The organism is Polaromonas sp. P1_G1 (genome assembly GCF_056405595.1).
In genome coordinates, this window is sequence record NZ_JBFUBU010000041.1 from 1 (window position 1) to 26,129 (window position 26,129).

Annotated in this window: 27 protein-coding genes; 12 read left to right on the top strand and 15 right to left on the bottom strand. The window is 59.0% G+C overall.

What is annotated here, in order from left to right:
• A partial coding sequence (locus AC1D1Y_RS19570; protein ID WP_477683795.1) for a hypothetical protein occupies positions 1-412 on the top strand: 412 nt, incomplete at its 5' end.
• Here the strand turns inward: AC1D1Y_RS19570 and urtD are convergent.
• The 7 genes from urtD to AC1D1Y_RS19605 all read right to left on the bottom strand — a co-directional run bounded on the left by urtD (position 364) and on the right by AC1D1Y_RS19605 (position 9,507).
• Positions 364-1,248 carry an urea ABC transporter ATP-binding protein UrtD gene (gene urtD, locus AC1D1Y_RS19575; RefSeq protein WP_477683796.1) on the bottom strand — a complete coding sequence of 295 codons (885 nt, stop codon included), beginning with the start codon at positions 1,246-1,248 and terminating at the stop codon, positions 364-366. The genes AC1D1Y_RS19570 and urtD overlap by 49 nt on opposite strands.
• Positions 1,245-2,384, bottom strand: a complete 1,140-nt coding sequence (gene urtC, locus AC1D1Y_RS19580) for an urea ABC transporter permease subunit UrtC (protein WP_477683797.1) — start codon at positions 2,382-2,384, stop codon at positions 1,245-1,247. The genes urtD and urtC overlap by 4 nt, the downstream gene beginning before the upstream one ends.
• Positions 2,385-2,386: 2 nt before the next feature.
• Positions 2,387-3,964, bottom strand: coding sequence for an urea ABC transporter permease subunit UrtB (gene urtB / locus AC1D1Y_RS19585; protein WP_477683798.1), 1,578 nt, complete (start codon positions 3,962-3,964; stop codon positions 2,387-2,389).
• A gap of 257 nt (positions 3,965-4,221) precedes the next feature.
• On the bottom strand, positions 4,222-5,484 hold the full coding sequence (gene urtA, locus AC1D1Y_RS19590) for an urea ABC transporter substrate-binding protein (RefSeq protein ID WP_477683799.1): 1,263 nt from the start codon (positions 5,482-5,484) through the stop codon (positions 4,222-4,224).
• Between the two features lie 266 nt (positions 5,485-5,750).
• Positions 5,751-8,063: an NACHT domain-containing protein gene (locus tag AC1D1Y_RS19595; RefSeq protein WP_477683800.1), complete on the bottom strand. Its 2,313-nt coding sequence runs from the start codon at positions 8,061-8,063 to the stop codon at positions 5,751-5,753.
• A gap of 7 nt (positions 8,064-8,070) precedes the next feature.
• Complete coding sequence (locus AC1D1Y_RS19600) at positions 8,071-8,646, bottom strand: hypothetical protein (RefSeq protein WP_477683801.1); 576 nt, start codon at positions 8,644-8,646, stop codon at positions 8,071-8,073.
• A gap of 39 nt (positions 8,647-8,685) precedes the next feature.
• Complete coding sequence (locus AC1D1Y_RS19605) at positions 8,686-9,507, bottom strand: type I restriction enzyme HsdR N-terminal domain-containing protein (RefSeq protein ID WP_477683802.1); 822 nt, start codon at positions 9,505-9,507, stop codon at positions 8,686-8,688.
• A 364-nt stretch (positions 9,508-9,871) separates the two neighbouring features.
• Here AC1D1Y_RS19605 and AC1D1Y_RS19610 point away from each other — a divergent pair, with 364 nt between their 5' ends.
• Entirely contained in the window at positions 9,872-11,374 is a 1,503-nt protein-coding gene (locus AC1D1Y_RS19610) for a hypothetical protein (protein ID WP_477683803.1), read from the top strand.
• Positions 11,375-11,553: 179 nt separating this feature from the next.
• On the opposite strand, the gene AC1D1Y_RS19615 is transcribed toward AC1D1Y_RS19610, so the two are convergent.
• On the bottom strand, positions 11,554-12,429 hold the full coding sequence (locus AC1D1Y_RS19615; protein ID WP_477683804.1) for a LysR substrate-binding domain-containing protein: 876 nt from the start codon (positions 12,427-12,429) through the stop codon (positions 11,554-11,556).
• Between the two features lie 151 nt (positions 12,430-12,580).
• Between AC1D1Y_RS19615 and AC1D1Y_RS19620 the strand changes: the two genes are divergently transcribed.
• The 4 genes from AC1D1Y_RS19620 (at position 12,581) to AC1D1Y_RS19635 (ending at position 15,264) form a co-directional block, all read left to right on the top strand.
• A complete protein-coding gene (locus AC1D1Y_RS19620) occupies positions 12,581-12,997 on the top strand; it encodes a nuclear transport factor 2 family protein (protein WP_477683805.1) in 417 nt (138 codons plus the stop codon).
• 63 nt (positions 12,998-13,060) lie between these two features.
• Positions 13,061-13,711: a dihydrofolate reductase family protein gene (locus AC1D1Y_RS19625; protein ID WP_477683806.1), complete on the top strand. Its 651-nt coding sequence runs from the start codon at positions 13,061-13,063 to the stop codon at positions 13,709-13,711.
• 61 nt (positions 13,712-13,772) lie between these two features.
• Positions 13,773-14,186, top strand: coding sequence for a VOC family protein (locus tag AC1D1Y_RS19630; protein WP_477683807.1), 414 nt, complete (start codon positions 13,773-13,775; stop codon positions 14,184-14,186).
• Positions 14,187-14,334: 148 nt separating this feature from the next.
• A complete protein-coding gene (locus tag AC1D1Y_RS19635; RefSeq protein WP_477683808.1) occupies positions 14,335-15,264 on the top strand; it encodes an alpha/beta fold hydrolase in 930 nt (309 codons plus the stop codon).
• Positions 15,265-15,315: 51 nt separating this feature from the next.
• Here the strand turns inward: AC1D1Y_RS19635 and AC1D1Y_RS19640 are convergent, their stop codons facing one another.
• From AC1D1Y_RS19640 to AC1D1Y_RS19655, 4 genes are all read right to left on the bottom strand, one after another.
• A complete protein-coding gene (locus AC1D1Y_RS19640) occupies positions 15,316-16,101 on the bottom strand; it encodes a hypothetical protein (protein WP_477683809.1) in 786 nt (261 codons plus the stop codon).
• 36 nt (positions 16,102-16,137) lie between these two features.
• Entirely contained in the window at positions 16,138-16,764 is a 627-nt protein-coding gene (locus AC1D1Y_RS19645) for a hypothetical protein (RefSeq protein WP_477683810.1), read from the bottom strand.
• Between the two features lie 110 nt (positions 16,765-16,874).
• Complete coding sequence (map, locus tag AC1D1Y_RS19650; protein WP_477683811.1) at positions 16,875-17,666, bottom strand: type I methionyl aminopeptidase; 792 nt, start codon at positions 17,664-17,666, stop codon at positions 16,875-16,877.
• Positions 17,666-17,920, bottom strand: a complete 255-nt coding sequence (locus AC1D1Y_RS19655; RefSeq protein ID WP_477676250.1) for a ParD-like family protein — start codon at positions 17,918-17,920, stop codon at positions 17,666-17,668. The genes map and AC1D1Y_RS19655 overlap by 1 nt, the downstream gene beginning before the upstream one ends.
• Positions 17,921-18,163: 243 nt before the next feature.
• Between AC1D1Y_RS19655 and AC1D1Y_RS19660 the strand changes: the two genes are divergently transcribed.
• Both AC1D1Y_RS19660 and AC1D1Y_RS19665 read left to right on the top strand, forming a co-directional pair.
• Entirely contained in the window at positions 18,164-18,838 is a 675-nt protein-coding gene (locus AC1D1Y_RS19660) for a glutathione S-transferase family protein (RefSeq protein WP_477683812.1), read from the top strand.
• 214 nt (positions 18,839-19,052) lie between these two features.
• Positions 19,053-20,324 (top strand): acyl-CoA thioesterase/bile acid-CoA:amino acid N-acyltransferase family protein, encoded by a 1,272-nt coding sequence (locus AC1D1Y_RS19665; RefSeq protein ID WP_477683813.1) that lies wholly within the window; start codon positions 19,053-19,055, stop codon positions 20,322-20,324.
• Between the two features lie 184 nt (positions 20,325-20,508).
• Here the strand turns inward: AC1D1Y_RS19665 and AC1D1Y_RS19670 are convergent, their stop codons facing one another.
• From AC1D1Y_RS19670 to AC1D1Y_RS19680, 3 genes are all read right to left on the bottom strand, one after another.
• Positions 20,509-21,111, bottom strand: a complete 603-nt coding sequence (locus AC1D1Y_RS19670; protein WP_477683814.1) for a cytochrome c oxidase assembly factor Coa1 family protein — start codon at positions 21,109-21,111, stop codon at positions 20,509-20,511.
• A 539-nt stretch (positions 21,112-21,650) separates the two neighbouring features.
• Positions 21,651-21,959 (bottom strand): hypothetical protein, encoded by a 309-nt coding sequence (locus tag AC1D1Y_RS19675; RefSeq protein ID WP_477683815.1) that lies wholly within the window; start codon positions 21,957-21,959, stop codon positions 21,651-21,653.
• 390 nt (positions 21,960-22,349) lie between these two features.
• Complete coding sequence (locus tag AC1D1Y_RS19680) at positions 22,350-23,246, bottom strand: LysR family transcriptional regulator (protein WP_477683816.1); 897 nt, start codon at positions 23,244-23,246, stop codon at positions 22,350-22,352.
• A 101-nt stretch (positions 23,247-23,347) separates the two neighbouring features.
• On the opposite strand from AC1D1Y_RS19680, the gene AC1D1Y_RS19685 reads away from it, so the two are divergent.
• Genes AC1D1Y_RS19685 through AC1D1Y_RS19700 form a run of 4 tightly spaced genes read left to right on the top strand, consistent with a single transcriptional unit; the run spans position 23,348 to position 25,937 of the window.
• Positions 23,348-24,217 (top strand): SDR family oxidoreductase, encoded by an 870-nt coding sequence (locus AC1D1Y_RS19685; RefSeq protein ID WP_477683817.1) that lies wholly within the window; start codon positions 23,348-23,350, stop codon positions 24,215-24,217.
• 36 nt (positions 24,218-24,253) lie between these two features.
• Positions 24,254-24,748, top strand: a complete 495-nt coding sequence (locus AC1D1Y_RS19690; RefSeq protein WP_477683818.1) for an SRPBCC family protein — start codon at positions 24,254-24,256, stop codon at positions 24,746-24,748.
• Positions 24,745-25,413, top strand: coding sequence for an NAD(P)-dependent oxidoreductase (locus tag AC1D1Y_RS19695; protein ID WP_477683819.1), 669 nt, complete (start codon positions 24,745-24,747; stop codon positions 25,411-25,413). The genes AC1D1Y_RS19690 and AC1D1Y_RS19695 overlap by 4 nt, the downstream gene beginning before the upstream one ends.
• 29 nt (positions 25,414-25,442) lie before the next feature.
• Entirely contained in the window at positions 25,443-25,937 is a 495-nt protein-coding gene (locus AC1D1Y_RS19700) for an SRPBCC family protein (RefSeq protein WP_477683820.1), read from the top strand.
• Positions 25,938-26,129 lie beyond the last annotated feature (192 nt).

Consider the following 26,129-nt stretch of genomic DNA (forward strand, 5'->3'; position numbering starts at 1 on the left):
GAAGAAAGATACCAAAGAACAAACCAAGACAAACAAGGACTCGCCTTGGCGAGTCCTTGTTTCTTCAAGTATTTGGTATTTGTATTCCTGGTCTCCACCCCTTGTGGATGCGCCGAGGAGCGCAGGTTCAGGCGGATCAGGGATCGCGTTGTTTGAGCCGAAGGCGAGTTTAGCGAGACCCCGCCTGGACCGAGCACCGCAGGTTGCCCGTAGCGCAGCGGAGGGACGCAGCAACCAGGGTCGCCTTTTCTTTGCTTACTTTCTTTTGGCGAAGCAAAAGAAAGTGAGTCGCATGCCGGGCGACCCCGGCCAGCAGAACTCAGAAGAGCGCGCCTCGCCGGAGCAAGACCCGGAAAAACAAACTCAGCGCCCAAGGTACACCTCAATAACCCGTTCATCCGCCTGCACCTGATCAAGCGTCCCCTGCGCAAGCACAGCTCCGTCACAGAGCACCGTGACAATCTCCGAAATAGTCTTGATAAAACTCATATCGTGCTCCACCACCATCAAGGAGTGCTGCCCCTTGAGCGTAAGAAAGAGCTCAGCCGTCCGCGCCGTCTCCTCATCGGTCATGCCCGCCACCGGCTCGTCGAGCAGCAAGAGCTTCGGATCCTGCATCAGCAGCATCCCAATCTCCAGCCACTGCTTCTGCCCATGGCTCAGGTTGCCGGCCAGCCGCCCCACACTGTCGGCCAGGTGAATCGTCACCAGGATTTCGGCCAGGCGGTCGCTTTGGGCGGAGTCAAGCCGGAAGAACATCGAGTGCTTCACGCCCTTGTTGGTCTTCAGGGCCAGCTCCAGGTTTTCAAACACCGTCAGCTGCTCAAACACCGTGGGCTTCTGGAACTTGCGGCCTATGCCCAACTGGGCGATTTCGGCTTCCTTGTGGCGCAGCAAATCGATCGTGCTGCCGAAAAACACCGTGCCTTCGTCGGGCCGGGTCTTGCCGGTGATGATGTCCATCATCGTGGTCTTGCCGGCGCCGTTGGGGCCGATGATGCAGCGCAGCTCGCCGGGCGCGATGTCCAGGCTCAGCTTGTTGATGGCCTTGAAGCCGTCAAAGCTCACGCTCACGTCTTCGAGATACAGAATGCGGCCGTGGGTGACGTCGACTTCGCCGGCGGGATGGGCCACACGGCTGCCGCTGGCGCTGCGGCCGCCTGATTCGGTATTGGATTTGCCGGCTTCGAGCGCGGCCAGGCGCTCTTCCACGCGGCGCGCGCCTTGTTCGAGCAGGTCGGGGGTCATTTGGCACCGCCTTTGCGCAGCTTTTTCACCAGGCCCACCACGCCATCGGGCAGGAAGAGCGTGACGCTGATGAACAGCGCGCCCAGAAAGTACAGCCAGAACTCGGGATAAGCCACCGTCAGCCAGCTCTTGGCGCCGTTGACGATAAAGGCGCCGACTATCGGTCCAATCAGGCTGGCGCGGCCGCCAACTGCTGCCCAGATCGCGATCTCGATCGAATTGGCCGGGCTCATCTCGCTCGGGTTGATGATGCCGACCTGCGGCACATACAGCGCCCCGGCCACGCCGCACATCACGGCCGAGATCACCCAGATCGTGAGCTTGTAGCCCAGCGGGTTGTAGCCCGAGAACATCACCCGCGTTTCCGCGTCGCGTATCGCCTGCAGCACCCGGCCGAACTTGCTGCCCACCAGCCATTTGGCAAACAAAAAGAAGCCCAGCAGCGTCAGGCCCGTCAGCACAAACAGCGTCATGCGCATCGAGGGCGTGGCCAGCGGGATGTTCAAAATGCGCTTGAAGTCGGTAAAACCGTTGTTGCCGCCGAAGCCCGTCTCGTTGCGGAAGAACAGCAGCATGGCCGCAAAGGTCATGGCCTGGGTGATGATCGAAAAATACACGCCCTTGATGCGCGAGCGAAACGCGAAGAAGCCGAACACAAAGGCCACGATGCCGGGCACCGCGACGATCAGGAACAGCGTGGCCGCAAAGCTGTCGCTGAAGGTCCAGTGCCAGGGCAGCACCTTCCAGTCCAGGAAGACCATGAAGTCCGGCAGGTCGCTTTTGTAATTGCCGTCGCGGCCGATCTGCCGCATCAAATACATGCCCATGGTGTAGCCGCCCAGCGCGAAGAACACGCCGTGGCCCAGCGAGAGGATGCCGGTGTAGCCCCAGATCAGGTCCATGGCCAGCGCGCAGATCGCGTAGCACATGATCTTGCCCAGCAGCGCCACCGCATAGGTGCTCATGTGGAACATGCTGCCCTCGGGCACCCAGAGGTTGAGCACCGGCGCGATAGCGCAGACGGCGATCAGCGCCATCATGAAGGCGCTCCAGCCGCCGCGCGTCAGCAGCGGGCCCTTGGCGGGAAGATGCACGCGAGAGGCCGCGGTGTTGGGGGTTGCCATGGGGGTGCTCATGATCAGGCTTCTGCGCTACGGCCCTTCATCGCGAAGATGCCCTGCGGCCGCTTCTGGATGAAGATGATGATGAAGACCAGCACGGCGATCTTGGCCAGCACGGCGCCCGTCCAGCCCTCGAGGAATTTGTTGAGGATGCCCAGGCCCAGCGCGGCATACACCGTGCCCGCCAGCTGGCCCACGCCGCCCAGCACCACGACCATGAAGGAGTCGACGATGTAGCCCTGGCCCAGGTCGGGGCCCACGTTGCCCACCTGGCTCAACGCGCAGCCGGCCAGGCCCGCGATGCCGGAGCCCAGCGCGAAGGCGTAGGTGTCGACACGCGCGGTGTTCACGCCCATGCAGGCGGCAATCGGCCGGTTCTGCGTGACGCCGCGCACAAACAGGCCCAGGCGTGTGCGGCTGATCAGCCAGGCCACGCCCAGCAGCACCGCCACCGCAAAGACAATGATCACCAGGCGGTTGTATGGCAAAGAGAGGTTGCCCAGCACCTGCACGCCGCCGCTCATCCACACCGGGTTTTCCACACCGACGTTCTGCGCGCCGAAAATCGAGCGCACCAGCTGCTGCAGCATCAGGCTGATGCCCCAGGTGGCCAGCAAGGTCTCCAGCGGCCGGCCGTAGAGGAAGCGGATCACCCCGCGCTCCAGCGCCGCGCCCATCAGCGCCGAGGCCATAAAGGCCACAGGCACGGCGGCCAGCAGGTACCAGTCAAACAGGCCCGGCAAGTAACGCTGGAACAGGCCCTGCACCACATAGGTCGCGTAGGCGCCGATCATCATCAGCTCGCCATGCGCCATGTTGATGACGCCCATCAGCCCGTAGGTGATGGCCAGGCCCAGCGCCACCAGCAGCAAAATGCTGCCCAGGCTGATGCCGCTGAAAATCGCGCCCAGCTTGTTGCCCCATTCGAGCGAAGCTTCCACCTTGGCCAGCGCCGCCTGCAGCGCCACCTTGACGTCGGCATCGGTTTCGGTACCCAGGCGTTCTATCAGCACGGTCTTGGTATTGGGGTTTTTGCTGCCGGCCAGCTGCGCGGCGGCGGCCAGGCGCTTGGCCTTGTCGCTGCTGCCCAGCAGGATGGCCGAACGCATCAGCTCCAGCTGGTTCTTGAGCTCGGGCACGGTCTCGGCCGCGTAGGCTTTTTCGATCAGCGGCAGGCGCGCCTCGTCGTTGTCGCCGCCCAGGGTCTTGATCGCGTCGCGCCGTTGTTTTTCGTCTTTGGAAAAGAGCTTCAGCGCCGCCAGCGCGTTGTCAATCTCGCTGCGCATCAGGTTGGGGTTGATCACATCCTCGGCATCGGCCGGCAGCGGCGTCTCGGCGCCCGTGAGCGGGTCGTAGGCCTTGTCGTCCTTCACGACAAACACCTTGTCGCCTTTGGTCTTCACCGCGTCGTCCGACAGCGCCTGGATAAACGCCGCCGTCTTGTCATCCGCCACAGCCGCGGCTTTGGCCAAAGCCGCCACCCGCGCCTCCGTCTCGCCCAGGGCCATGCCCTTGACCTCGTCGGCGGTCAAGGCGTGGGCATGGGCTGCTAGAAGGAGCGTGAGGGAGAGAGAGAAAAAGTGGCGTAGCAGCATGTGGAAAGAACCTGTAGGTTGGGCGCGCACCAGCTTATCGGTGGGGCGCCCAGACTGCAACTTCCTTGTGGGCGCCGGTCTTGCTATCTCAGCAAGAACCGGGCCGAACCGTGTTGGGCTAAGGCCGTCGGGCCCCCATCCCAACCTTCCCCCAGCGGGGGAAGGAGCAAGAAAGAATGACTTGGGGTATTGATCCCCTCCCCCACTGGGGGAGGGTTAGGGTGGGGGCCAACCGGCCTCACCCGAACCCCAGCCTCTTACTTCTTCACAGGCTCATCAGGCTTCTTGTCGTTGCCTTCAATATAGGGAGACCATGGCTTAGCCTTCACAGGACCAGGCGTCTTCCACACCACATTGAACTGCCCATCCGCCTTGATCTCGCCGATAAACACCGACTTGTGCAGGTGGTGGTTCTTCTCGTCCATCTTGCTCACGATGCCCGAGGGTGCGTTGAAGGTCTGGCCGGCCATGGCGGCGATCACCTTGTCGGTGTCGGTGGACTTGGCCTTCTCGACGGCCTGCTTCCACATGTTGATGCCGATGTAGGTGGCTTCCATCGGGTCGTTGGTCAAAGGCTTGTCGGCGCCCGGGAGCTTCTTGGCCTTGGCGTAAGCAGACCACTTCTTGATGAACTCGGTGTTGGCCGGGCTCTTGATGGACTGGAAGTAGTTCCAGGCGGCCAGGTGGCCGACCAGGGGCTTGGTGTCCACGCCGCGCAGCTCTTCTTCACCGACCGAGAAGGCCACCACGGGCACGTCTTTGGCCTTCAGTCCGGCATTGCCCAGCTCTTTGTAGAAAGGCACGTTGGAGTCGCCGTTGATGGTCGACACCACGGCCGTCTTGCCGCCTTGCGAGAACTTCTTCACGTCAGCCACGATGGTTTGATAGTCGCTGTGGCCAAACGGGGTGTATTTCTCGTCGATGTCCTTGTCGGCCACGCCCTTGCTCTTCAGGTAAGCGCGCAGGATCTTGTTGGTCGTGCGGGGGTAGACATAGTCGGTACCCAGCAGCACCCAGCGCTTGGCGCCGCCGCCGGCCTTGCTCATCAAATAGTCGACAGCAGGAATCGCTTGCTGGTTAGGCGCCGCACCCGTGTAGAACACGTTCTTGGACAGCTCTTCACCCTCGTACTGCACGGGGTAGAACAGCAGGCCGTTCATTTCTTCGACAACCGGCAGCACCGACTTGCGCGACACAGAGGTCCAGCAGCCGAAAATCACGGCAACCTTGTCCTGGCCCAGCAGTTGTTTGGTCTTTTCAGCGAAGAGCGGCCAGTTGGAGGCCGGGTCCACCACCACGGGCTCGAGCTTCTTGCCCATCACGCCGCCCTTGGCATTGATCTCTTCGATCGCCATCAGCACGGTGTCTTTGAGCGTGGTTTCAGAAATCGCCATGGTGCCCGACAGGCTGTGCAGCACGCCGACCTTGATCGTGTCCTGGGCAAAAGCGGGCACGGCGCCCAAGGCGGCCAGTGCGACGGCGGCGGTCATCGCCTTGAGGGTAAATCGACGTTCTTGCATGTGATCCTCTCCGGTAGTAGATAGGTATGGGGGTAACTGAATCGCGTTTCGCTGCGCAAAAGCCTGTGAAACAAGGCTTTAGGGCAACGATGAGTGGATTCTGGGGACCGGAGGGGGATTGGGGAATACGCCGGGTGGCGTATGTGGGGCCAGATTAGGCAAGAAAAGCCCTTACCACGGGTGAGCATGATGAAGGCGGCTTGCTCACCAGACGTATGCGCGCGCCTATCTTGAACTATATGTATCTCTTCACCGAGCACGTGCTCCTATTGAACAGGTGCATCTTTCTTTGGGAACCTTAGTTCGAGCTCGTCCCACAACGACGATATTCTTGGATCATCCGTCACGCCGGGAAGTTGCCCTTGAAGGACAGACCAGATATCTACATGCCTTCGAAGAAAGACCTTCTGCGAACCTTTAGTATCTCGGCCCTCTCTCGACAAGATTCCATGCTTAACGAGAGCGCTTTCCAGATCGTGCCAAATGTCAGATCGCTTCAGCGCGATAAGTTTGTTATTTTCAGTGGTCACTGGATTGCTGCGGAGATACGCCCGAGCAAGCACGTCAAGCAAATGAATAACCTCGCTAGAAACCTGCTTAAGCTGAGGGCGCAACTGGTCTGGCAAAGCTCCTGTTTTAGCCAACGCACTTTGAATCTCTTCCGGCTCGTATGTTAGTTTTGAACTGTTTCCGCTATATACCCAGAGCCCTCGAAAATTCTCTAAGGCAACAGTATTCTGTAAATCGAGGTTAGTCCCCGCATCAATTGCGATTTCCACGAAGTTAGTTTGTGCAGCACTGCAACCCGTGAGGCGAGCCCCACAAAAATCCACGCGCCTAAACTCAACATTGTCGAAGGCAATATTCTCCAATTGACAATTAGCTAGTGATCCGCCAGGAACCACCACCTCAGAGAGAGCAAAGGCGTCGCCAGATCGGAATTGAGGTAACGCATGAAGCATCGACAAAGCAATGACGCCGCCACTCTCTCGCACTACTTGTTGATTGAACACTGCATTTCGGATAGCGGTGGAAAATCGGCTGAAGACTTGCTGCACAGCCTTTGACGAAGAGGCGGAAAGTGATTCGGCTGTCAAATCAGAAACTTCCTCAGGAATCACCGCTCGCCCGAGAAGCCTTTCCAATGGATAGGCATCCGAAATCAAACGCTCGGTGAGGCGAGCGCTTAGAAAGTAACTGAAGAATGTTTCATGCTCGAAGGCAACACTTCCTCGCCTAGCCCCATTGGATAAAAAAGCCATTGTCGGCATCCGCTGCACTACCGTTTGCAAGCTTCCATCTGGTGCATTCTCTGAAAGCAATACGAGCTCGGCCAATTCCCGGACACTTCGAGCATCAAGCTGTCGAGTTTCCTGATTCCACATCTCCTCTGCAAGTTCGACATAAAGCTGTCGAAGCTGACTCATAGAAAGCAGCGGCTTGCCATTTCTATCGAGCAATTTGCTCGCATGCTCACGTACGAGGTACGCATCCACCAGCCTCTCGAGCACGGAGCCGGAATCCTGAAAGCTTGTTCCGTTCATTACCAGATCGGTAACTCGCGAAACAAAGAAAGGTTTTGCTCTTAGCTCGGGATAACCTTTGAATAGCTCCCGGATCTTGTGAATCACCTCTTCTTTTGTATTCTCATCTAAACCGCTGCAAGCTTCTCCAATGTAGCTTTCAAATTGATCTTCGGACCAAGCGGATATCTCAATGGGATGCTGTGTCCAAGCATGCGCACCCAAACTAGATACGCGATTTGCGCGAAAGACGAATTCATGCTCGTAGTAACTACTACGCGCTGACGCGACAATTGCCCCCAAGCCATCTAGCTCTTCGAGAAAATCGGATAAAGAGCTAAACGCATCTTCATAGCCACCAGTACCCAGCAATTCATCAAATCCGTCCACAATCGGAACCACGAGCCCCAATCGAACCAACGTCGACACTGCGTGATATGTCAGCAGAGATCGGAGGTCTTGCAGTTCAGTTGCCAGCGCTTCATTAAATCGCGCAAGCGCTCGACCTTGAGCGTTTATATACAAGAACAAATGCGTCGATTTTCCCTCTAGAAAATCAGTTGCTGTTGATTTGACGACCTCCTCGAGTACCCTGGTTTTTCCCGCGCCTGGCTCACCAGTAATAACAAGCAGTCGAGTTCCATCATCTTCTTCGTTATGCAGAGTCTGAGTTTTGATAAGTGTGACAGCGTCAATTTCACCCGCTGAACTTTCGATCGATTGGTCTTTTATTTTCGCAAGGGTGCGGATATACAGTCGATCCTTTGCTTGTGCTTGGAGCATCATCTTGGCCAACCCCGTTAGGTCTCCCATTGATGGGCCGGCAAAGAATCCCGCATAAGAATCCGTCCGGTCTTCGGCTTGTATTCGGAGTGACCCTTCAAGCGCGCCCAACGCGGTCAGTTGTCTCGCCGAACCACGTTGTACCCAGTTCGCCACCAAATTCCGCCCAACCATTTCAACCTTCAGCTCTGTCCCCGGATCTGCAAAAGGATGCAAATCTCGAAGAAGACGGTCACGCCAAGTAGTTAACAACCGTTCAGGAAATGCCGACATATTGGTCCTAAGGAATTTGAAAAATCTTGATGCCTTTCTCAAGGCAAATAGAGTCATTCAGCGCCGTACCTGAAGCTCGTCTTCGAAGGAGATGTATGCTCTGCGTCGTTTCCGTAGACGCTGCAAGGCTACCGATCATCACATCATCGTCGTCAGACATCAATAAGATGGCTGCGCCACGAGCAAGGTAGACGGCATCGCAGCACATCACGGTGTCTACCATTTTTTGCTCAGCCGCTGAGCCATTTCGTCGGAACAGTCCTTTCAGCGTGTAACCGCCTACTGACGCAAGTGAAATTGCCAACTCAGGCAGAACCCGTACACGCCGTCGTAACCCTCGGATCTGCTGGCATCCAGTAAGTACCCATTCGGCCTGCTGAGTGTATCGACCGCCGCGATCCGTCCATCCACCATAAAGGCGCAACACTACCTCCGTAGCTCCTGTATTTGTGGACATATGAAGCACTGCTTGCTCCGCAATAGACTCTAAATTTTGTGCTACATCACCTAAATTTCGTTCAGGTCGTATGCTGCGCACATTGTCGTAGTCAATAAGCGCTATCAGAAGAGATTCGTTGGACATCGGCCTCTAGTGTTGAGATTTTTTTGCATGGCTACCGTACTACGTCTCAATAGGAGTAGGAGCCACTTCTGCTATTCCCGAAAGCTTGCTCAGTTGTTCCGCGATAGCTTGTTTCTCAATCACCTTTGCTAACTTATTTGTGACCTTCTTTATCTTGGCTTGCGTATCTTTGGCTTTGTCACCTTCAATAACCTCGCGCTTGAGGATTTCATTGCTGAGCATCTCAAAGATATGCTCTTGATCGACCTTTAGTTCCGGGAAAAGACGTCTCATCTCTCGTCGTATGGCGCCCACCACAGGCTCCGCCAGCACGATCTGCGCGACCACAAATTTGTTGAGTATTTGGGTGTGCTGGTGATACACATCCATCGCATCAGTCGTGATCCCCTCGCGACATAGCAAGAACAGCTTCTTGCAGTCGTCTTCATTCTTGAGATTGATGTCGGGTACTTTGAAAGAAGAAATTTCCTCAAAGTCGATGGGCTGGGCGAACTTGATGCGATAGAGCCGCCAATCAATTGCGTTGGTCAGGACGACCCATTCAATCCCTTGGTGCGCACCATAGTTCACCGCCTGGCGAAGATGCGAGTCATTCAGCTCTGTGCCGGCAGCCTTGACTTCAATCAAGTAATTGACCTTGCCCTCGATCTTCACGGCTAGATCGCAGTACGTACCGCGTATCTGGTGTTCACTCGTGAGTTCCTGGTATTTGTCGAACCCAAAGACATCGGCAAGCATGTCCTTGACCAAGGTCACGGTGTCTGCCTCGGAGACATCACGCGCTCTGTGTGAAACACCAATCGCCTGGAAGCCTTTCAGCGTTGCAGAGAAACGGTCCAGCACCTTCTTTGAAATCTTCATCCCATGCCCCTTTGTTCTACCTGTTACAGACTGTAGTGAGCGAAGCAGTTTCTGAGAAGGAGGTCCTGGATAGGTAAACCCTGAGTACCCGGATTTTTCTTAGTGGCCCGCCCTTTGCATCTACTACAAATAGATGAGGAAATTGCCGCCTCGGCCACGCCAAACTACGCTTCGTACATATCTCGGCCAAAACGCGAGTACTCTTAAATTTCGCCTTCTCACGCACAATTTCTAGAAGAAAAATTCACACTGCAGTGATTTGAGTGAGGAGCAGGTGAAAATCGTCAAGCAGATACATCGACGATTCAACATCGCCTTCACGACAAAGAATGTTTTTATCTTGCTGGGAGACTGAGAGATGACAATGGACGAAATTGGAGCGGAGGATGCCGTCAAGCTATGCGAATCCTGGGCTCAGAAAATCAGCTTAGAGACCAGTTGCTCTATCTACCTTTTTGGGAGCGCCATTAATGATGAAGGCGACCAGTTTGACAGCACCTTAAGCGATCTGGATATCTTGATAGTGGTTCCTGATTCGCTCGCAGCAGTTGAACGTTCCGCTATCGTCAGGAGATTCCGGAAGGCTAAGCATGATCTTGAAATGGCTGCAATATCGGATCTGGGACGCTCCGGCGCCGCAGATTCCGCGGCGAGCGTGGTTGTCGCTACGGCGTTTGAGATCCGAACAAACATTCACAAAAGCGCCGTCAGAACTTTTTTCACTAGAAATTTTTTCTACGACTTAGTAGCCAAGAAGCACACCTTTGGCGTACCAGGTGCAGGCACCCATACCCTTCCCGACGAACAACGACATGCGGCAGAATTTGTTCAAGGGATCAGAAATAAGTATCTGGCCATTGCAGCAAATAGGACTGGGGGTATCGATGAATACTACGGCCCTGATCCCATTCCAAAAGCATTTTTGCGAGTAGCAGCGCAGCTTCTGCCCGATTCGCCAGCCGGCAAGTGGTATGACGTAGGTTTTGGTCTTGAGGCAATGGAGGCTTGGATTCGTAAGCGTAAGGGCGAATGTACCGAATATGCGGCCCTTCACAAAAAGATTTCGACACGCAGGGGTGCTCRCGGGAGAAAACAGCCGTTGAGTGCCGAGGATCAACTCCTTCTTGCAGAGACAATCTTTGATATTGCGAAAGATATAACGCTTGAAGAGATGGCGATCTTCGAAGTAAGAATCAGCGACCCAGCTGTGACCTCACAGGATGTTGACGCAGCTTTCCGAATGATCAAATGGTTGATCCCCTCAGCGCTTCTTGTCGATCATCGTACGGGAAGCTTAATACTTCGCGTTAGGGGTCCGAAATCAGGTTATTTGCTTCTGGCAAGGCTGCAGGAGCTCGATGTGTTGGCGAAATTATTGGGCTACCTCAGATGTGAAATTTCAAGCCTCAATAGTGATGAGCGCTTAGCCTTTCAGTCCGAAAGTCTGCAAGACCTGATTGTTCACCGTATCGCCTCGTGGCAACCCGCCTCCCAACTGACGCCTGAGGGATATGAAGCAGCCCTAGCCAATTTTCTACAGAACGACCCCCACCTTTTTCACAGTGATTCGACTCGAAATATCGTTAAAAACTATAAGTTTTCAAATCGCTATCTCGGATTCAGAGACGTTGATCTGCTTATTCGAGAGAGAGACGGCGAAAAAGAACAGGAAGTTTGGATCGAAGTTTCAGTGGTACGTGAATCTTCGCAGTTCTACCGGAAACTCGAGCGGCTCCTGTCTCTCCCTGTTCCAGTGATTTTCGCGGTCATTGCGTCAAAGTCTATTTTGAGCAGTGTGAAGGATGACATTCGACGTGCCGAGCTTTCAAGCGGGCGGGTGCGCATAGTGGAAATTCCACTGACCTGATATTAGAACTCGCTCGCTAGACATCAGGCGAACGGATCGCCTGCGTTTTCCACGCCCAAGCCGAGCCTCAAACCGCCGCATAAGCCACGCCCGGCCAAGCCGGCAGCACCTCCGTTCCCTTGAAACCGCATGCAGGCAACAGATCAGACATGAGTCGGTGCTGCACAGCCAAACCGCCCTCACCCCCGCAGCACACCCAGCATCCACTCCTCAAACAGCCGAATACTCCGCTGCTCCCGCCGCTGAAGCGGATAAGTCAAAAAGTAGCCATTCCCGCTATCGACCTCGATGTCAAAGGGCCTCACCACCTTGCCCGACGCGATCAGGTCGGTAAACAGCGCAGCATCCGCAATCGCAACCCCCAAACCGCGCTCGGCACTCTGGACGCACATGTCCACCGTGTCAAAGAGTTGCTCACGCGCGCCCTGCAGGTCGGGCACACCTGCGCCGCGCAACCAGGTCAGCCATTCATGCCGGCTGGCCGTGGCATGCAGCAGGGTTGCGCTGGCCAGGTCGACCGGTTCGCGCAGGCCGGCGGCCAGCTGGGGGGTGCACAGGGGGACCAGGCGCTCGCGCATCAGCGGCACTTCGACCAGGTGCGGCCAGCCGCCCTTGCCGTGGGCAATGATGACGTCGGCATCGGTGTTGCTGAAATCGGGCGCGTCCGTCCAGTGGGTGGCGACGCGGATCTCGAGGCCGGGCAGCGCGGCCTGCAGTGCCGGCAGGCGCGGCAGAAACCACCTGACAGCCATGGTGGGCGGGAACTGGACGCGGAGGACATCTGCTGTGCCGCGCCGCACGCGGGCGCTGGCTTGGGCCAAAGTCTCCAGCGCCTGCCGCACGGGCGCCAGCAGTTGCTGGCCTTCGGCGGTGAGTGTGAGGCCGCGGGCCACGCGCACAAACAGCGGGCATCCGTAATATTCCTCGAGCAGTTGGACTTGCCGGCTCACCGCGCCCTGCGTCAGGTTGAGCCGGGTGGCCGCACCCGTGAAGCTGCCGCAATCGGCGGCGGCCAGGAAGGCCTGCAGGGCATAGAGGGGCGGCAAAGCGGGCATGCGCGCAGTTTATCGTGGCGGCCCCGTGGCGGCGGCAGTCAGCCATGCGCGCCGCACATGGCTGACCCCAAAATCTTTCGTTGGTGCTGGGGCGCGGGCGCTCCTACGATGGCGCCCTGTTCATTCATTTATTCCAACACGCCCCCACACCATGGTCATCAGCTCGAACGCACTTGCCTATATCGACACCATCCACAAGTACCTGGCCCTGCTGGCCGCGGGGGATATGCCCGGCGTCGTGTCGCTGTTCAGCCCCCAGGGCATGGTGAGCTCGCCCTTTCTGGGCATGCAGCCGGCGGGGGAGTTTTTTGACCAATTGAAGGCTGCCACGCGGCGCAGCGTGCTGGAGGATCCCGAGGTGTTTGTGAGCGCGGCCGGCTCGCGCCGGGCTACCGTCTGCTTTACCTACCAGTGGGAGCTGGCTGACGGCTCGCACGTGAGCTTTCGCTGCGTGGACCTGTTTGATTTCGACGAGCAGGGCCTGATAGCGACCATGACCATCATCTACGATACGGCGCCGATACGCGCGGAAGTGGGCGACAAATACCGCCGCGTGGGAGCTTCATGATCCTTCCTGATTGACTCTTGATTCATTCACCCCAACCCTTCAACCTGAGCAAAGGAGCACCCCATGTCACTTGTTCGCGTACAACACGTCACTATCTCGCTCGACGGTTTTGGAACCGGCGAGGGCCAATCCCTGGCTGCCCCGTTCGGCCATGCGGGCGAACGGCTGCACGAATGGATGTTTGAAACCCAGTGGGGCCGCCGGATGATAGGCAAGACGGGCGGCACGTCGGGCGTCGATGACGCCTTTCTCCGGCTTTTTTCGGTGGACATTGGCGCGGAGATCATGGGCGCCGGCAAATACGGCTACCCGGGCTGGCACAAGGACCCGGCGTGGAAGGGCCACTGGGGCCCCAACCCGATATTCCATACGCCGGTCTTTGTTTTGACCCATCACACCCGCCCGCCTATCGAGATGGAGGGCGGCACCACCTACCACTTCATCGACGCGTCGCCGGCAGAGGCGGTGGAGGCGGCGCGCAAGGCGGCGGGCGGCAAAGACATACGCCTGGGCGGAGGCCCGACCATGCTGCGCGAGTTCCTCAAGGCCGGGCTGGTGGACCACATGCACGTCGTGGTGGTGCCCATCCTGCTGGGCCGCGGTGTGCGGCTGTGGGATGGCCTGGAGGGCCTTGAGAAGGACTACGACATCGAGTCCGTCTCGACACCTGTCGGCGTCACGCACATGACCTTTACCCGTTCCCCAAGCCACTGAACTATTGAGCCACTGATCACCCATTGACCCCAACCTAACCAAAACCCCAAGGAGAACCCCCATGCCCAAGATGATTTTTGTGAACCTGCCCGTGAAGGACCTGAGCGCCGCCTTGCGCTTTTACAAGGCGATAGGCTGCGAACAGAACATGCAGTTCAGCAACGAGCAGGCCGCGATGATGGTCTGGTCGGAGGCGATCAGCTTCATGCTGCTGACGCACGAGTACTTCGGGACCTTTACCGCCAAGCGCATCGCCGACGCGCAGCAGACTTGCGAAGTGTTGCTGGCCCTGTCGCGCGACAGCCGCGAAGAAGTGGACAGCATCACGCAGGCCGCGGCGGCCGCCGGTGGCAAGGCCGATGTTCGCCCGCCCCAGGACATGGGCTTTATGTATTCGCGCGCCTTCCAGGACCCGGACGGCCATGTGTTCGAGCCCGTGTGGATGGACATGGCGGCGGCGCAGGCGACTGCCTAGGTCTCACGTTCCTCACGTATAGGCCTACGTAGCCGGGCTTTGTCGAATTCTCCAGACCTGATCGTCGTAACAGGGAAGCAAGCGAAAAAGCCCGATGGGCTATTTGCTTGTTTTACCTGGTTCGCTTTTTTAACCCAAGGAGAAATCGATGAAGTTCCTGCACACTCTTTTTGCCCCGCTGCTCAGCGCCGCGGTGGCCGTTGCCACCATCGTCCCGGTCGCTGCCCACGCCCAGGAAAGCAAGCCTGCCAAGACCGGCTACCTCAGCGTCAACGGCGTCAACTACCACTACCAGGTGCACGGCAAGGGCGAGCCGCTGCTGCTCTTGCATGGCGGCCTGGGCGACTTCGACATGTTCGGCCCGGTGCTGGCGGAGCTGGTCAAAACCCGCCAGGTGATTGGCGTGGATCTGTACGGCCATGGCCGGACGGCGCTGACGGATCGGCCCATGAGCGTGGTCGACATGGGCGACGACATGGCGCAGATCGTCAAGCAGCTCGGCTACGACAAAGTAGACGTGATGGGCTATTCGCTGGGCGGCGGTGTCGGCTTTCGCATGGCGGTGCAGCACCCTGAGCGCGTGCGGCGCCTGGCGCTGGTGTCGGCCGGCTATGCGCAAGACGGCTTCTTCCCGGAGATGCTGCCCATGCAGGCGCAGGTCGGCGCGGCGATGGCCGACATGATGAAGGACAGCCCGATGTACAAGTCCTATGCCGCGGTGGCGCCGCGCCCGCAGGATTTCCCCAAGCTGCTGGACCAGATGGGCGCCTTCATGCGCAAGCCTTATGACTATGCGGAGGACGTGAAGAAGCTGGCGATGCCGGTGATGCTGGTCTTCGGCGACAGCGACATGTACCGCCCCGAGCACATCATGAAGTTCTACCAGCTGCTGGGCGGCGGGCTGAGGGACGCGGGCTGGGGCCGCGAGCACATGGCCAAGAACCGGCTGGCGATACTGCCGGGCTTCACGCACTACGACCTCTTCCTGGCGCCGGCCCTGGTGCCGACGGTGCTGCCTTTCCTGGATGGCAAGAGCAACACGGCCAGCTGGGCGCAGCAGGTGGAGGGGAAGAAATAGCGAGGTAGTGGGAAAAAGCCGGATCTCTTTATCGGGATGCCGGCCTTCCGCTCATTTCGGAACTGCCTGCTGCTGCAACTGGGCCATCAGGCGATCCAGCGCGACGGGTATCAGGCGGTCCAGCGCGGCGTCGAATTCAACGATACGGGCCGTCGCCGCCTCCAGGCCGGGGAAGGTGGTCATCCCTTCGGGGAAAGGGCCTGAACGGGGAACAGGCAAACCCACCGAGGCACCCCGGTATTTTTGCTGGGGCCCGGGAGCGCTGACCACGCCGGTGGAGTTCAGGGTGGCCAGGATGCTGGGGGTGATGGTGCCCACGGTGGCGGTTCCCAGGTCGAGGTTCAGGTACAGCGAGGGCTTGTCGGCGGGGAGGGCCTTCACTTCCTGCAGCGTCGGCTTGAAGAAGTAGCGGGAGCCGCCCAGCGTGCCCTTCTCATACGTCGCCGGCACCACGGTGACGGCAATGCCTTTTTCGCGCAGCCGCTCCACAAAACCCTCGACAAAGCGCTGGCGCTGCGCGCTGTTCAAGCCCTGGCTGGTTGCAGCCTGGTTGAGCGCGGCGTGGGCCTTGTCGAGCAGGTAGTCATCCGAGAACCCGGCGAATCCACCGAGGAGCGCACTTGCCAGGCCACCGCTTATCCGCGCCGACTCGAGGTAGGCCGGCACTGTGTAGCGCGGCGTTTCGCGCTCCACCACCAGGGTCATGGTGGTGATTTTTTCCTGCTCGAGCTGGACGAGCAGCGGGGGCTTGACGGCGCAGCCCGCAAGCGCCATGACGCCCACGACCAAAGCCAGTGTGAGTGTCGCGGTGCGAACCATGGGGGTGGAAATTTTCATGCGAGCTCCCTTGTTGTTGTCTCTGGAATGCCCCCGCTATTCTGATTGAAATGCAACATCGATCTTCGGAGGCTGATTCGCAATTCTGCGGGAGCGCAGGGCAAGGTAGGTGCCACTCATGGCGAAGATCGCCAGGAATATCCAGGCACACAACACGGCCTTGTTTAAAACCCATTTGAGCTCTACTTCCTCTCTCGTCGCTGGAGAATGGATAAGCCGGTCAAACTCGACACTTCGCAGATGCTGGGAAACATCATTTTTCATGGCGCCATACGCGAGTTTTTCGATGAGTTCATTGACTCGTTCCGGAAGCCCCTGTGTAGATGTTTTTTTGTACTGCGCGATGGCCTCGCTGCAATACCAGGCATGCAGCTTTGGCTCGGTTTTCTCAGAGTCCAGGCAAAGGGTGATCGCGTCCAAGGTGACTTTGTACTGGATCTCTTTGCCGAGAAATGCCATTTCCTGTATGCGACTTTCACTATTTCGCCCTACTTCCGCGAGCAATTTGTACGTATGCACGGCTTGCGTTCCAACAAAGGCAAGGCCAATCAATGACATGGCAAGCATTCCTCGCACCATCGAAACGGATGCCCAATCAAAGATCACGCGAAGCTTCTGAATCGCGAGGCTGACATCATCCGCCATGTTCTTGATCACTCCCATTGCGCCTCACTCCTATGGTTCATAAAGTATGCAGGTCGAAAATTCTGGAAAAACGGTACTGACGGAATAGCTTGGGCGCGGAACACAGTGAACCGGCAACAAGCCAAACGTCAAACCGGCGCGTAAGCCCCGGTGCCTCCCGGCCAAGCCGTCAGCACCTCATAACCCTCTGGCGTGACAGCCACCATGTGTTCCCACTGGGCGGACAGGGAGCTGTCCTTGGTCACGACGGTCCAGCCGTCGGCCAGTTGCCGGGTTTCGCGTTTGCCGGCATTGAGCATGGGTTCGATGGTGAACACCATGCCGGGCTCGAGCCTGATCCCCTCCCCGGGCCGGCCGTAGTGCAGCACCTGCAGGTCCTCATGGTAGACCTGGCCTATGCCGTGGCCGCAGTATTCGCGCACCACGCTGAAATTCTCGCGATGGGCGACGGACTGGATGGCATGGCCGACGTCGCCCAGGGTGGCGCCGGGCCTGACCTGCTTGATCCCGGCCAGCATGGCTTCGTAGGTGGTCTCAACCAGGCGCCGGGCTAGCACGCTGGGGGCGCCGACAAAAAACATGCGGCTGGTGTCGCCGAACCAGCCGTCTTTGATGACGGCGACGTCGATGTTGACGATGTCGCCTTGTTTCAGGATCTTGTCGGGCGAGGGGATGCCGTGGCACACCACCTGGTTGACGGAGGTCAGTATGGTCTTGGGATAACCGAGGTAGCCCACATTGGCGGGGATGGCGCCCTGGACGTTCACGATGTGCTGGTGGCAGATGGCGTCCAGCGCCTCGGTGCTGACCCCGGGCACGACGTGCGGCTCAATCATGCTGAGAACCTCTGCGGCCAGCTGGCCGGCCCGCCGCGCCATCGCGATCTGCTCGGGGGACTTGATGATGACGCCGCGGGCCATCAGCGTTTACCGGCAGAGGCCGGCCGCGCTTTGCCGGCCTGGGCTGTGGCGGCGGTGACGATGTCCAGGCCGCCGGCGAGTTCAGCCTGGACCAGCAGCTGGCAAATCTCCCGGTAATCCAGGTCCGGGTGCATCTCGGTCAGCATGCCGACCCGCATCCAGTGCTCGGCCTGCGAATTAATGGACCGGCTCAGGGCGTTGCCCGCCACGCGCAGGTTCTCGTGCATCAGGTCTGAAATTTTGACAATACCCATGGTTGGCCTTTATATCCTCTACATTCTTTACATGAAACGTATATGGATTATATATATTTCATATGGTCGAGCTTTTTCCGGTCGACGGGGGTCGGCGGACTCGATGAGGCAATCTTTGGGAAACCGCGAAAAATTTATTGGAAGATGTCGATCTGGGCCTGCCCCGAACGTCGTCAGAGAGAAGATGAGCGAAAACCCGCCCGTCCGGCACCCAAGCAGACATCCAGCCAAGGAGAAAGCACCATGACCCAGACAAACACCCTGCCCCTCCCCACCATCACGGCCTTTGAACGCTCGCCCGACCGCGGCAAGGGCCTGGCGCGCGACTCACGCGTGCGCTGGGCGCTTGAAGAGGTGGGCCAGGCCTACGAGGTTCGCCTGGTGTCTTTTGCAGCCATGAAGCAGCCCGCGCACAAAGCGCTCCATCCCTTCGGGCAGATCCCGACCTATGAAGAAGGCGAGCTAACGCTGTTCGAGTCGGGCGCCATCGTGCTCCACATCGCGGAGCGCCATGCCGGCCTGCTGCCCAGCGACGCGAATGCCCGCGCCCGCGCGATCGCCTGGATGTTTGCCGCGCTGAACACGGTGGAGCCGCCCATCATCGAGCGCACCATGGCCATGCTCTTCGAGCAGGACAAGCCCTGGTATGCGGAGCGCCTGCCCCTGCTCGACGAGCGCGTGCATGCGCGGCTGGGCGACCTCTCGAGCCGGCTGGGTGATGCCGACTGGCTGGACGGCACCTTCAGCGCCGGCGACCTGCTGATGGTGACGGTGCTGCGCAGGCTGGAGAGTTCGGGCCTGCTGGATCAATACCCGACGCTGTCGGCCTATATCGCGCGCGGCGTGGCGCGGCCGGCTTACCAGCGGGCTTTTGAGGCGCAGCTGGCGGTGTTTACGGGGAAGGCGGTGGGCGGCTGACGGGGTCGCTCAGGACTGGCGTGAGTTCTGCCGCCGCGAACTGATGTTTTGCGGCGCTCATGTCTGCTGTGGGTCGCAGCCGCGGCTAAGATGACTGTTGTCGGCCATTTACGGGCGTTCGTTGTTGACCAACCACCAAGCAAAGTCAAGTGCGTGCTTATCGGCAGCTCCCAGGTCCAAAATTGCCCAAACCAATACGTCCAGGCCCTGCTTCATGAAGTTCGACACGCTGCCTCATCAATGTCTTGTGGACGAGATGCTCCAGATTCGGTTGCTGGGGCTTCGTGCCGGCGAACGATTGCCCCTGAAGCTGTGGAGCTGGTTCAATGATGTCGTGTGGCTGGCCGAGGCGGTCTTCATTGCAGACTCCCACGGCGTCGTGGACCTGAGCACTCAAGCGCCTGTTTCCGGCTCATACACGGGCGCCGACTCCATGGGGCTCTTCTGGTCTCGTGCCCCAGTGCCTCCCGAGGTCACCAAAGGCTATGAAGGCAAAAGTACGGACCCGCTCACGGTAACGCTCACAGCAGAAAGGGACGACGGTGCGTCGCGAATCTCCCATGTTGTCAGGCGTGTCTACATGGATGACCGGGTTGTGATGCGGGAGGTCCGGGAAAGGGGCCTTGTTGGCAAGATGTTTGAACCCAATAGACCCGGCCCTCACAGCGCAGTCCTTGTGGTTGGCGGTTCCAACGGGGGATTGGCCTGGTCCCAGGAGATGGCGGCGCTGCTGGCATCTCGGGGCTACGCGGCACTTGCCCTCGCTTACTTCGGCGCCGAAGGCCTGCCGCCAACGCTCGACCGCATTCCGCTCGAATACTTTGGCACGGCCTTGGAATGGCTGGCAGCGCAGCCCGCCGTCGCGGCTGAACAGGTCGCAGCGGTTGGTGTGTCGCGAGGCGGAGAGCTGGCCTTGCTTCTCGGCGCAACGTTCCCTGAAATACGGGCTGTGGTCGCGTATGCGCCCAGCGGCATCCTCTGGCCCGCGTACCCCGAAAGCGGAAATGGAGCCTGGACTTTTAGGGGGGAGGAGCTTCCCTACGCCAGGACGCTGACGCATGCGCAGTGGGATGAGGCGCTCGCGACCGGCAACGCACGTGAAGGTAGCTTCGATTGGTACTTCATCCCGTTGCAGGATGCGGCGTACGCAAGCAGGGCATCCATCCGCGTGGAGAACATCAATGGACCGGTGCTGATGATTAGCGGCGTTGACGACAAGGTCTGGCCGTCCACCGAACTTTCGGAACTCGCTTTAGAGCGCTTCAAACGACAGGGCTTTCGCCATCCGGTCAAGCATCTGGCCTATGCAGGCGCGGGACACAGCATCGCTTGGCCAAACGGTCCAACGACGATGCTCAAGTCGAAGCATCCCGTATCGGGCGAAGAAATGGATATGGGTGGAACGCCGGAGGGGACTGCACGTGCGAGACAGGATTCGTGGCCTCGAATGCTTGAGTTCCTGAGTGGTGCACTCGGCGGCGGCTAGGCCTTTCTCCAGTCTATTTGCATCGAGGAACCTATCGCATTTCAATGACCGCTTCGGAGTAGGCCCGATGACCGCTTAGGGCCCAAAGCGGTCGTCTATGCTCTAGAAAAGCAGTTACCCAACGTTTGAGATGAGAGGCGTGACCCGGCCCGCCGTGGAACGTCCTCTCGATTGAAGGGTTAGGTCACTGGTTGATCTCGGTACGGCGGCCAGTTCCTTCTTGCTCTAGGACCAGACGATCGATCTTCCATTGCCCCATGTCTTTCGTGGCTTCTACAAACACTGTTCCCTTCCCGTTTGGACCGCTAACGCTGTAGGAGAGACTTGCGTTTCCTCGCGGACCCGAAACCTGCATGCTCCCCATAGGAAAACCGGTCTCCACTGGGCGGCCGATCTGTTGAAGGCCTTCCGGGCTTGCTTGCAGCCTAGACAGAGACAGCTGAAATGCATCACTGCTCTTCATCGATGCTGCGATTACAAAGAAGAGAGTGATGAACAAAGCGATGAAGGCGACAAAGGCTATGGCGCCCCACTTAGCCCACTTTCTTTGTGTTGCCTTGAAGTGTTCGATGCTCTCCCAACGCTTGTTTCGCCACGCCCAGGAACTGCCTTTGGCGCCAAGTACAAAGAGCATGACGAAGCCTACAAACGGAACGAACACCAGCAACGCGATGAATGTGTTGTTTCCTATACCCCAGATCCAATTCAGCAGGAATGCTCCCCAGTTCCAGCGATCGATCTCTGCGGGAACGTTCGCTAACGCTCCCTGGCCTGATGTGTTTTCCATTTGGCGCCTCCTCGCGCATCGAGTGATCTAACGGTTGAGCTGAGCGGCGCGCGCGCCGACGTTTGGGCTTGGCACTTTATCTTTCACGCGTCCGCTCCAGCGAAGGGTTAGGCAGCACTCGAAGGGTACCTCGGTTGTGCGACAAGTTTTAGAGAGACCTCGGGACGCAGGCGAAGCTCCACCGCAACATCGGGATGCCGCTAATGCCGTCAATGACTAGCGCTTCCTCACCGCCCGAACGCACGACGTTTACGGAGCGGACCCACTTTAGAGCTACCTCTACCTTCGAAACGCCGCCCTCAAACCACTGGACTGAGACAGAGCCCACGTCCATTTCCAAATGACACCGAATTTTATGAGCGCCGCGAAGTGACTCAAACGTAACTCCGTTGTACGCCCACGGAGCCCCCGGAATACGAAGGGTCGGCTCCACCTCAAAGAAGCCGACAAGCTCAAAATCTGGCGGAAGGTTCATGCTGCCTAACGCCCAAGACAAGCGGCGCCGCAGGCGTCCGCATTGGGCGTAGTGTTAAGTTGCATTAGTACGCGCCTCCTTCGGGCACATCACCATTTTCGTTTGGCACTTTGCCCTCCGCGAGAAGCGATTTCTGGTCGGTCGGAAATGGCCATACGTCAATAGCGTCTCCAGGTTCCGTTCCGGATTTTAGGAACTCCAAGAATTCATCAAAATCCCCGAAACCGTGAGGCGTGGGAGCCCGAGCGCCGCAGTAGTGCCAATGTAGAACCGCAATGTTACCTACTGAATACAGGTGCTGGCGGACCGCATCCAATCTTTCTGGCGTCATGATGTTGGCCCCAACCTTCGACCAGTTTGCGAACTCGTTCATTGCAACTTAACTTTGATATATCCCGCAAAACTGCGGAATAACATGGCCACCAGTCAGATAACACCGGTGACTCTGGTTCAAAAAATTGTTTGAAAGCATGGGCTTATCTCACTATTCTGTATAAATGGACAGGTATAACAACCCTGACAAGGTCGCCGCACCAGCTTTGCAGTCCACGCGGTTGTGCTGGACCAGGTGCGTGTCTGCTTTGCGGTGAGGCAGTCGTAGGGCCGCTTCTGGCCGAAAACAGTCATCTTACTGATAACCGCTTTGGGCCCATAGCAGAGATCAACAAGCAGCGTGAGCGAACATCCAGCCGGCTGGGTAATGTCGACTGGCTGGACGGCGCGTTCAGCGCCGGTGACGGGGGAGCCGGCGTTTTAAATGGCATCACCGGATGTACGCCGCCAATTCCTCAGGGCTCCCTTCGGGGAAGGCCTCCTTGAGAAAATTCAGGAAAGCGGAAACCCGGCCGCTCAGCAGGCGGCGGGACGGGTAGAGCGCCCATAGCGCGACCTCGGGCCCGGTGACGTCTCCCCATTGCACCAACGTTCCGGCCGCCAGGTCGGGGATGACCAGCGACAAAGGCAGGCGCGCCGCGCCGACATTCGCACGGACCGCATCGCGGACCATGAAGAGCGACGACAAGCTCAGGACAGGCTGGACCGTCAGGCGCCTCTTCTTTCCCTTCTCTGTCAGTTCCCAGGCATCCATTTTTTCGGCGATTGCGCCTCCCCGCAGCACGACCGGGATGGGCGCCCCGCCCGCGGGCCGGGGAAGCCCGGGGTGGGCCACCATCACGACCCGGTCTCTCAGGAAGATCCGGCCCACCAGGCTTTCGTCCGGGTCCGGATTCACCCGGATCACCAGGTCGTAGCCCTCTTCCACCATGTCCACGGAGCGGTCTTCCGTGGTGACCTCCAGACGGATCTCGCGGTGCTTCATGGCGAACTGGGCCGCAAGCTTCCCCATCGCGGCTTGCGAGAAGAGCAGCGGCGCGCTCACCCTCAGCCTTCCTCGCGGCTCATCCCCACCGGCGGAAATCGCCGCCGTTGCCTCGTCGAGCTCGGTGAGCAGCACGGAGGTCTTCTCAAACAACGCCCGCCCTTCTTCGGTGAGCTTCAATGCGCGCGCTCCCCGCTCGAAGAGCCGCAGGTTGAGGCCGCTTTCCAGGTCGGCCACCCGGCGGGACAGGGTGGCCTTGGGGCGGCCCGATTCGCGGGAGGCCCGCCCGACGCCGCCATGCCGGGCGACAAGCGTGAAGTCAGCGAGTGCAAGTAAGTCCATGTGTTCCACCAGTGAGACAGATAGTCCAAATATAACGGCTATCGGACATTCCACGAAACGATGAAGATCAAGGCTCTTTCAAACCAAACGGAGTAATTTTCATGACCATCCTTATCACCGGCGCAACCGGCAACATCGGCCGCCAAGTTGTCCAGCAACTCGTCAACCGGGGCGCGGACGTGCGGGCTCTCGTGCGTGACCCCTCAAAAGCCAACTTTCCAGCGGGTGTGGACGTCGTGCAAGGCGACCTGCTCGACGTGGACTCCCTGCGTCTCGCCTTCAAAGGCGTTTCCACCCTGTTCCTGCTCAACGCGGTGGTGCCCGATGAATTCACCCAGGCCTTGATTTCGCTCAACCTGGCACGCGAGGCGGGCATAGACCGCATCGTCTACCTGTCGGTGATTCACAGCGACAAGTACCTGAACGTTCCCCACTTCGCGGGCAAGTTCGGCGTCGAGCGGATGCTGGAGCAGATGGGCTTCGGCGCCACCATCCTGCGGCCGGCCTACTTTATGGACAACGAGCACACCATCAAGGACGTGGTGACGGGCTACGGCGTGTACCCCATGCCTATCGGAAGCAAGGGCCTGGCCATGATCGATGCGCGCGACATCGGCGAGATCGCAGCCATCGAGTTGCTGCGCCGCGAACGCGCATCCGGGCCACTGCCGCTGGAGCGGATCAACCTGGTCGGCCCGGACACGCTGACCGGAGACGCTGTCGCCGCGATCTGGTCTGGCGTTYTGAATCGCCCTATCACCTACGGCGGCGACGACACGGCAGCCTTCGAGAAGAACCTGCGCAACTTCATGCCGGCCTGGATGGCGTATGACATGCGCCTGATGAGCGAGCGCTTTCTGACGGAGGGCATGGTTCCCGAAGCCGGCGACGTCGAGCGCCTGACCAAACTGCTGGGCCGCCCGCTGCGCTCCTACCGCGACTTCGCCGCCGAAATTTCGGCACCGGCCTGAGCGCCGGCCTTCAAAACTTCAATCAAGGAAACCATCATGATCTATTCGACCGCCACCGTTCAGGTCAACCCACAGGGCGAGGTGCCGCTCACACGATCCCAGGTATGGGCCGGCCTAGTCCTCAAGGCGCGCGATGCGCGGCTTTTCCTGCCGCCTGGCCTCTGCACTTACTGCGAGGTCGTGGAAGAGAGCAAGACCCACATCGTGCGCGAAGCCACCATCGCCGGCACGGACCTGCGTGAAATCATCACCTTTGAGCCGGAAAGCAAGGTGACTTTCTTCCAGGCTTCCGGCCCGCGCGAAGGTGCAATCATCAACGAACTGTTTGAAGATGAGTCGGGAAACCTCCAGCTTCGCTTCTATTGCTACGTCGGCCTGCGCGGCAAGGCGCCCGGCGGCCCTGAGGAGCAAGCCGAGCAGGCCTGGATGGACGGCGACAAGGGCTACAAAACCGCCCTGGCATCGACACTGAAACGCACGCGCGAACTGCTCGCGCAAGGCAAACTGTCACTGCCAGGAGATGCGCAATGAACTCCGTCAACACTGCGCATTCCGATCTTTCGCGCCAGAAAATCCTGGTGATCGGCGCCACAGGCGGCACGGGCCGGCTGATCGTGAAGCAAGCCCTCGCACGGGGGTTTGCGGTTCGGGTGCTCGTACGCTCGCCCGCCAAGGCAAACGGCCTGGAGGGTGCCGAGGTCTTCATTGGTGACGCCCGCGACGAAGCGGCCTTGCGCAAAGCGCTGGAAGGCATGGATGCCGTCGTGAGCGCCCTGGGCACGCCGGTCAGCCCTTTTAAAGAGGTGACGCTTTTGTCGTCGGCAACGAAGGCGCTTGTGAACGCCATGAAAGCCGCCGGGGTCTCGCGCCTCGTGTGCATCACCGGCATGGGGGCCGGCGACAGTGCCGGCCACGGAGGCTTTGTTTTTGATCGCTTGATTCACCCGGCCCTTTTGCGCAAGGTGTATGTCGACAAAAACCGGCAAGAAGCGATCATCAGGGACAGCGGATTGGACTGGGTGCTGGTGCGTCCTTCGGTGCTGAATGACAAACCCGCCAGGCGCGAGATGCGGGCACTCACGGATCTCTCCGGTTTCCACGGCGGGACGATCGCCAGGGCCGACGTCGCGAGCTTTGTCCTGGACCAGGTGCACAGCAACACCTGGCTGGGCCGGTCACCGCTCATCAGCTGGTGAACCGCAAAACTCCAAACAAGGAAGCAATCATGAAATCCGCCGCAGCAACAACATCAGCATCAGCAACGGTCATCACGACGGTCGAAGCATCCAGGGAAAAGACCTTCCTGCATATCGTCCCCATTGACCTCACATCGATCTTTACCGGTTACGGCCCGCTCCCATCGGTTACGAAGACGCTGAACCAGACCGGCCCGTGGGACGCCGCGGGCCGGACCCGAAACGTGGTCTTCTCTGACGGGAGTACCGCCCGGGAGACACTGACAAGCTACGAATACCCGAGCCGCTTCGCCTACCGCATCACGGAGCTCACGGGGGTGCTGCGGCTTCTTGCCAGCGAGGCACGCGGTGAGTGGTGGTTCGAAGAAGTGCCGGGCCGTTCCGCCACGTCGGTTCGCTGGCGCTACGAGTTCATCAGCCGATCGGTCATGCTGAAGCCTCTGGTCAGCCTTTTTACGCGGAGCTTGTGGCGGGGGTATATGGTTAAAGCGCTGCGTTTATCCAAGGCGCAGGTGGAGGGCTAGCAAGGCGGACTGTTTGTGCGTGCGCGCAGGAATAGCCGGGGCAGCCGCCGGTAAGATGACCGTTTCGGCCAGAAGCAGACATCAGAACCCGCAGGGCGCATTTGTAGTGCTTCGGCGCAGTACGGTAGGCGGCAAGAATAAATGCTGACGGCGCACTGCCGAAAGTGCAATCGGGTCGACGGCTGGAGGAGC